Origin of the sequence: Paracoccus sp. J55, from assembly GCF_000513975.1 — a bacterium.
Taxonomy (GTDB): Bacteria; Pseudomonadota; Alphaproteobacteria; order Rhodobacterales; family Rhodobacteraceae; genus Paracoccus.
Genome location: NZ_AZVA01000059.1, coordinates 1 through 6531, shown reverse-complemented (window position 1 = coordinate 6531; position 6531 = coordinate 1). Strand labels below are relative to the sequence as shown.

Annotated in this window: 7 protein-coding genes and 2 pseudogenes; 3 read left to right on the top strand and 6 right to left on the bottom strand. The window is 67.4% G+C overall.

The window, feature by feature from the left end; genetic code table 11:
• Nucleotides 1-145: 145 nt before the first annotated feature.
• Nucleotides 146-1057 carry a LysR family transcriptional regulator gene (locus tag PARJ55_RS0120455; RefSeq protein WP_028714655.1) on the bottom strand — a complete coding sequence of 304 codons (912 nt, stop codon included), beginning with the start codon at nt 1055-1057 and terminating at the stop codon, nt 146-148.
• Between the two features lie 96 nt (nt 1058-1153).
• Between PARJ55_RS0120455 and wrbA the strand changes: the two genes are divergently transcribed.
• The 3 genes and pseudogenes from wrbA (at nt 1154) to PARJ55_RS22790 (ending at nt 3076) form a co-directional block, all read left to right on the top strand.
• Entirely contained in the window at nt 1154-1780 is a 627-nt protein-coding gene (gene wrbA, locus PARJ55_RS0120450; RefSeq protein ID WP_028714654.1) for an NAD(P)H:quinone oxidoreductase, read from the top strand.
• A pseudogene (locus tag PARJ55_RS23705) lies at nt 1780-2271 on the top strand (MFS transporter); the annotation flags it as partial. The gene wrbA and the pseudogene PARJ55_RS23705, both read left to right, overlap by 1 nt.
• A complete protein-coding gene (locus tag PARJ55_RS22790) occupies nt 2222-3076 on the top strand; it encodes an electron transfer flavoprotein subunit alpha/FixB family protein (protein ID WP_371257443.1) in 855 nt (284 codons plus the stop codon). The pseudogene PARJ55_RS23705 and the gene PARJ55_RS22790, both read left to right, overlap by 50 nt.
• Before the next feature lie 257 nt (nt 3077-3333).
• On the opposite strand, the pseudogene PARJ55_RS0120440 reads toward PARJ55_RS22790, so the two are convergent.
• From PARJ55_RS0120440 to PARJ55_RS23700, 5 genes and pseudogenes are all read right to left on the bottom strand, one after another.
• Nucleotides 3334-3774, bottom strand: a pseudogene (locus PARJ55_RS0120440) (aldehyde dehydrogenase family protein); the annotation flags it as partial.
• 122 nt (nt 3775-3896) lie between these two features.
• Nucleotides 3897-5405 carry a tripartite tricarboxylate transporter permease gene (locus PARJ55_RS0120435; protein ID WP_028714652.1) on the bottom strand — a complete coding sequence of 503 codons (1509 nt, stop codon included), beginning with the start codon at nt 5403-5405 and terminating at the stop codon, nt 3897-3899.
• A 15-nt stretch (nt 5406-5420) separates the two neighbouring features.
• On the bottom strand, nt 5421-5849 hold the full coding sequence (locus PARJ55_RS0120430) for a tripartite tricarboxylate transporter TctB family protein (protein ID WP_198019405.1): 429 nt from the start codon (nt 5847-5849) through the stop codon (nt 5421-5423).
• A gap of 32 nt (nt 5850-5881) precedes the next feature.
• Entirely contained in the window at nt 5882-6250 is a 369-nt protein-coding gene (locus PARJ55_RS0120425) for a tripartite tricarboxylate transporter substrate-binding protein (protein WP_028714650.1), read from the bottom strand.
• A 146-nt stretch (nt 6251-6396) separates the two neighbouring features.
• A partial coding sequence (locus PARJ55_RS23700; RefSeq protein ID WP_217809624.1) for an ATP-binding protein occupies nt 6397-6531 on the bottom strand: 135 nt, incomplete at its 5' end.

Sequence of the window (6531 nt, the reverse complement as noted above, 5' to 3'; positions counted from 1 at the left end):
CTGCAAAGCCGCCGTCCCGGCCGGCCGCCATTCTCGTCGCCCGGATCGTGATCGCCGCCTGTTGCGGCTGAAGCCCGCCGCCTTGCCGCGACTCCGTCCGGGGTGCCGCAGCAGGGGCGTGATGGAACCGGCAGCAGGTCCTTGTTCAGCCTGCTGCATCGCTTTCGCAAAGCCGCATCAGCCCCGCGGCGAATGTGCTTGCGGCGGGGCCGAAGGGCTCGTCGAGGCGATGGGCGAGATAGCTTTGGGACGTGACCTGGGCGTTGCGGCCAAGCGCGGCCGTATCCAGCCGGACCAGCCTGCCGGATCTCAGGTCATCCGCGACCAGCCAGGACGGCAGCCTGCCCCAGCCGACGCCCGACAGGATCAGCGCATGCTTGGCGCCCTGGGTGTTGACCGGGCAGGATTGGGGCGACAGCACGCCGAAATCCCGCCCCTCCGACAAGGGCGAGGGATCGGACAGCACGATCTGGACATGGTCGGCCAGATCCGGGATGCCGATCCCGCGCCCGGCGGCCAGAGGATGGCCGGCCGCCACCACCGCCACCTGCGAGACGGGCGACAGGGCCCTGAAGCTGATGCGGGGGTCGCGGAAATCCTCGCCGACCATGATGGCAAGCGTGCAGCGCCTTTCGGTCAGCGCCTGCAACGGTCCGCCAAGCGGCTGGATGGCAAGCCTGACCGCCACCGAAGGATAGGCCCTGCGCATCTCGGCCAGCGCCGCGCCGACCAGCGGGATCGGAAACAGCGTGTCGGCGGTGATGGACAGTTCCAGCTCGACGCCCTCGCCGAAGCCCCGCGCCCTGGCGCGCATCGCGTCGACGCGCAGCAGGATGTCGCGCGCATCGGCAAGCAGCGTCCTGCCCTCGGCCGTCAGGACCGGGCGGTGGCCTGAGCGGTCGAACAGCTGCACGCCCAGCTGGGCCTCCAGATTGGCCACGCTTGCGCTGACGCCGGATTGCGCCCGCGACAGGCTGCCCGCGCCGGCGCGAAAGCTGCCTTTGTCGGCGACCGCGACGAAGGTGCGGATCTGGTCGAGGGTCAGGGCGTCCAGCATGATCGCTTCAGATGATCGAAACCATCGGAATTATATCACTCCTGCCGGTCATCCGTCACCCCTATCCTGGACGCGACAGGAACAGGAGAGAAACCGATGACCGATGTGCTGGTGCTTTATTATTCGTCCTATGGGCATGTCGAAACCATGGCCGCTGCGGTCGCCCAGGGCGCGCGCGAGGCGGGGACGAGGGTCGCGGTCCGGCGCGTGCCGGAACTGGTGCCCGAGGCCGTCGCGGAAAGGGCGGGCTACAAGCAGGATCAGCGCGCGCCCGTCGCGACGGTGGGCGAGCTGGCCGATTACGACGCGATCATCATCGGCACGCCGACCCGCTTCGGCAACATGGCCTCGCAGATGAAGAATTTCCTGGACCAGGCCGGCGGGCTGTGGGCCGAGGACCGGCTGGTCGGCAAGGTCGGCAGCGTCTTCACCTCGACCGGCAGCCAGCATGGCGGGCAGGAGACGACGATCCAGTCCACCCATACGGTGCTGCTGCATCTGGGCATGATCGTGGTCGGCCTGCCCTACAGTTTCAAGGGCCAGATGCGCATGGACGAGATCACCGGCGGCTCGCCCTATGGCGCCTCGACGCTGGCCGATGACGGCGATGGCGGCGACCGCCAGCCAAGCGCGAACGAGCTGGACGGGGCGCGCTTCCAGGGGCGGCATGTGGCGGAAATCGCCGCGGCGCTGGTCGCGGGACGCAAGCGCGATGCGGCGTGATGCCGACGCGCTGGGGTGCCGTCGCGCTGATCGTGGCGGCCGGGATCGCCGCCGCCCTGCAGGTCGGCAAGGCGGCCATCGCCGCGCCGATGCTGCAGGCCGATCTGGGGCTGGGCCTGTCCGCCATCGGCTGGCTGACCGGGGTTTTCGCGCTTCTCGGGCTGGTCGGCGGCATTCCGGCCGGCGCGCTGGTCGCCGTCATCGGCGGGCGGCGCATCCTTGCCCTCGGCCTGCTGGCGACGGCGGCCGGATCGGCGCTTGGCGCGTCCGCCGGCGGGTTCGCCTCGCTTCTGGTCTCGCGCATCGTCGAGGGGGCGGGCTTTCTGCTGATAACCGTCGCCGCGCCGTCCATCCTGGAGCATGTGGCCCAGCGGTCGCGCCGCGACCTTGTCTTTGCGCTGTGGAGTTGCTTCATGCCCGCCGGCATGGCCATCGCGATGCTTGCCGGCCCGCTTTTCGACGGCTGGCGCGGCATCTGGTGGGCAGGTGCCGGGCTGGCGCTGGCAGTCGGGATCGCGGTCCCGTGCGTGCTGCCGCCGGACGGCCAACGCAGGCGCTGGTTGTGGCAGGGCCTTGGCCGAACCGACCGCGGCGCTGATCGTCGGCCAGGCCGGCGATTACGACCACATCGCCGCGCCGGCGACCACCGATGCCAAGAACGTCATGCCGCGGGTTGCGGCGCTTCTCGACGTGATGGTGCTGTCGGACGTCTCGGCCATCCTCGATGCCGAGACCTTCGAGCGGCCGATCTATGCCGGCAACGCCATCCAGGTGGTGAAGTCGCGGGACGCGAAGAAGGTCTTCACCATCCGCACCGCCAGCTTCGACGCGGCCGGCGAGGGCGGTTCGGCCAGCGTGGCCGAGACCGCCGCTGCCGCCGATCCCGGCCTGTCGGCCTGGGTCGCCGATGAGGTGGCCGAGAGCGACCGTCCCGAGCTGACCTCGGCCAAGCGTGTGGTCTCGGGCGGCCGCGGCCTCGGCTCGAAGGAGAGCTTCGCCATCATCGAGCAGCTGGCCGACAAGCTCGGCGCCGCGGTGGGCGCCAGCCGCGCGGCGGTGGATTCGGGCTATGCCCCGAACGACTGGCAGGTCGGGCAGACCGGCAAGGTCGTCGCCCCCGAGCTCTATGTCGCGGTGGGCATCTCCGGCGCCATCCAGCACCTGGCGGGGATGAAGGACAGCAAGGTGATCGTGGCGATCAACAAGGACGAGGAGGCGCCGATCTTCCAGATCGCCGATTACGGCTTGGTCGGCGACCTGTTCTCCGTGGTGCCCGAACTGACCGGGAAGCTCTGAGTAGGTTGAATCAGAGGAGTGACTACATGAGTCAGGAGCCGACTCCCTTCTCGTGGTCGGACCCGCTCCTGCGAGAGGATCAGCTGACCGGGGAAGAGCGGTTAACCCGCTAGACTCCAGCGCAGATATTTCGGAAGTGGCCTCGGTTCCGATTGAGGGTGTCACGTTCGGAAGAGCCTGGCTCAGTCCTCAGTTCGATCTATCGATTTTTTATTCTCAGTAGAGAAAATGACGCTCTGCCGAAGCCCTTTAGCCTTTCAGACCGACAGGCACATGTATTTGATCTCGAGATAGTCCTCGATGCCATAGCGGCTGCCCTCGCGGCCGAGGCCGGATTGCTTGACGCCGCCGAAGGGCGCCACCTCTGTCGAGATCAGGCCGGTGTTCACGCCCACCAGGCCGACCTCCAGCGCCTCGGCCACGCGCCAGACGCGGGACAGGTCGCGGGCGTAGAAATAGCCCGCCAGCCCGAATTCGCTGGCATTGGCCAGGGCTACCGCCTCGGCCTCGGTCTCGAAGCGCCAGACCGGGGCGACGGGGCCGAAGGTTTCCTCGCGCGCGATCTTCATCGAGGGCGTCATGCCGGACAGCACGGTCGGCTGGAAGAAGCCGCCGCCAAGCGCATGGCGCGCGCCGCCGGTGGCGATGGTCGCACCCTGGGCGCGGGCGTCGGCGATATGGTCCTCGACCTTGGCCAAGGGCCGCGGCCGCGCCGGCGGCCTGAAGCATCGCCCGACGGCTTATTGCATTCATGGTCAGGCAAGCTCCTTCCGAGCGATTGGAATGAAAACGGCCGGAGACGTCTCCGGCCGTTGCGATTTCACGCCTCTTCCTCCTGGAAGGCCTCCTCGCGCTTCTTGCGGAAGCCGGGCAGGATCATCAGCGCCAGCAGGATCACGGTCGCGATCAGCATCACCAGGCTGATCGGACGCTCGACGAAGATGCTGGCGTCGCCCTGGGTGATCAGCATGGTGCGGCGCAGGTTCGATTCCAGCAATGGACCAAGGACGAAGCCCAGCAGCAGCGGACCCGGCTCGCATTTCGCCTTGCGGAAGGCATAGCCCAGCAACCCGAAACCGGCCGCCAGCAGCACGTCGAAGATGCGGTTGTTCATCGAATAGACGCCGACGCAGCAGAACAGCAGGATTGCCGGATAAAGCAGGCGGTAAGGCACGGTCAGCAGCTTTACCCACAGTCCGATCAGCGGCATGTTGATGATGACCAGCAGGGCGTTGCCGATCCACATGCTGGCGACCAGGCCCCAGAAGATCTCGGGCTGGTTGGTCAGCACGCTGGGTCCCGGCGTGATGCCGTGGATCATGAAGGCCGAGAGCATCATCGCCATCATGTTGTTGGACGGGATGCCCAGCGTCAGCAGCGGGATGAAGGACGATTGCGCGGCGGCGTTGTTGGCGGCCTCGGGCGAGGCGACGCCCTGGACCGCGCCGGTGCCGAACTTTTCCGGCGTTCTCGAGACCTTCTTTTCCAGCGAATAGGCGCTGAAGGACGCCAGCGTGGCGCCACCCCCCGGCAGGATGCCGAGGAAGGTGCCGATGCCGGTGCCGCGCAGCACCGCGGGCCAGGCGCGGCGGAAATCCTCGCGCGTCGGCCACAGCCGGGTCAGGCGGGCAACCGTCACGCCGGCCGAGCCGCTGCGTTCCAGGTTCGCGATGATCTCGGAAAAGCCGAACAGGCCGATGGCGATGACGGTGAACTCGATTCCGTCGAACAGCTCCAGCGATCCGAAGGTCAGGCGCTCGGCCCCGGTGGCCTGATCGGTGCCGACCATGCCGAACAGCAGGCCGATCAGGATCATGCCGATGGCCTTCAGCACCGGGCCGCTGGCCAGGATCGTCGCGGCCAGCAGGCCGAAAATCATCAGCGAGACATATTCGGCCGGCCCGAAATTCAGCGCAAAGCCCGCCAGCATTGGACCGGCGATGGCGATGCCGAAGGTCGCGACCGTGCCGGCAAAGAACGATCCCAGCGCCGCGACGGCCAGCGCCGAACCCGCCCGGCCCTGCCGCGCCATCTGGTAGCCGTCCAGCGTCGTGACCACGGCCGAGGCCTCTCCCGGCAGGTTCACCAGGATGGCCGTGGTCGAGCCGCCGTATTGCGCGCCGTAATAGATGCCCGCCAGCATGATGATCCCGGCAAGGGGCGGCAGGAAGAAGGTGATCGGCAACAGGACCGCGATGGTCGCGGTCGGGCCGATCCCCGGCAGCACCCCGATCAGCGTGCCAAGAAGCGCGCCGATCAGGCAGAACCCGAGGTTTGCGGGGCTCATCGCCTCGGAAAACCCCAGCAACAGAAGATCAAAGATTTCCATGATGTTTTCCTCGGCTCAGAACGGCCAGATCGTCATCTGGACGCCAAGGCCGTAGATGAAGACCAATGCGCCAAACAGGGTCAGGCCGCCTGCCAGCAGCAATGTCGTGCGCCACCGCCCGCCGGGATCGGCCAGCGATCCGGCGATGATCAGCCACAGCGACGCGACGACGAAACCGGCATGTTCGGCAAGATAGGCAAAGCCGACGATCGACAGCACGATCACCGCCAGCGGCCGCAGCTTCATCGCCTCCAAGGGCTCGCCCTGGCGATGCAGGGCCGAAAAACCGATGACAGCGCCCAGGACGATCAGTCCCCCGCAGACAACGCGGGGCAGAAAGCCCGGCCCCATCTGCGCCAGCGTTCCCTGATCCAGCGGCCGCGAAAGCCACAGGCCGAGCACGCCGAATCCGATGAATAGCGCCGCCGTCAGAAGATCGGGCATGTCCCCCCTTTTCGTCGCGCCCGGCCCGGTCATCACTGTCCCTCTTTGATCAGCGCGAAGATATCGCGGTAGCGGTCCAGCCGTGCAGGCATGGCTTCCTTCCACTCGGCACCCGACTGGAACGCCAGGGGCAGGGATTGCTGCTTGGCCTGGGCCTGGAATTCGGGGTTGGCCAGGGCCGCGTCGACGGCCTCGGCCAGGCGGGCGCGGATTTCCTCGGGCACTTCGCAGCGCGCGGCAAGGCCACGTTCGGAGGACATGATGACGTCGAAGCCCTGTTCCTTGGCGGTCGGCAGATCCTCGGCCAGGACCGAGCGTTCCTCGGCGAACTGCGCCAGCGCGCGCATCGCGCCCTTGTCGGCGGTGGCGTATTCGCCGACATTCAGTCCGATGGCTGTCAACGGCGGAGCAAAAGTCGGCCGGGGCGGCGGCGTAAAGTCCGGCCAGTTGGGGGGTGCGCCATGGCGCGCGCGCTGGCCACATAGCTGGCGCGAGCCATGGCGCACTGGCCCCTTAGGGCCAATCGTGGGTAGATATTTTATGGTGATCAGCGCTGTTTACGGGCTGTGCTGTTGGCGAGGCGATAGCTTTCGCCGTTCATCTCGATGATGTTGACGTGGTGGGTCAGTCGGTCGAGCAGCGCGCCGGTGAGACGCTCGGAACCGAAGGTTTCCGTCCATTC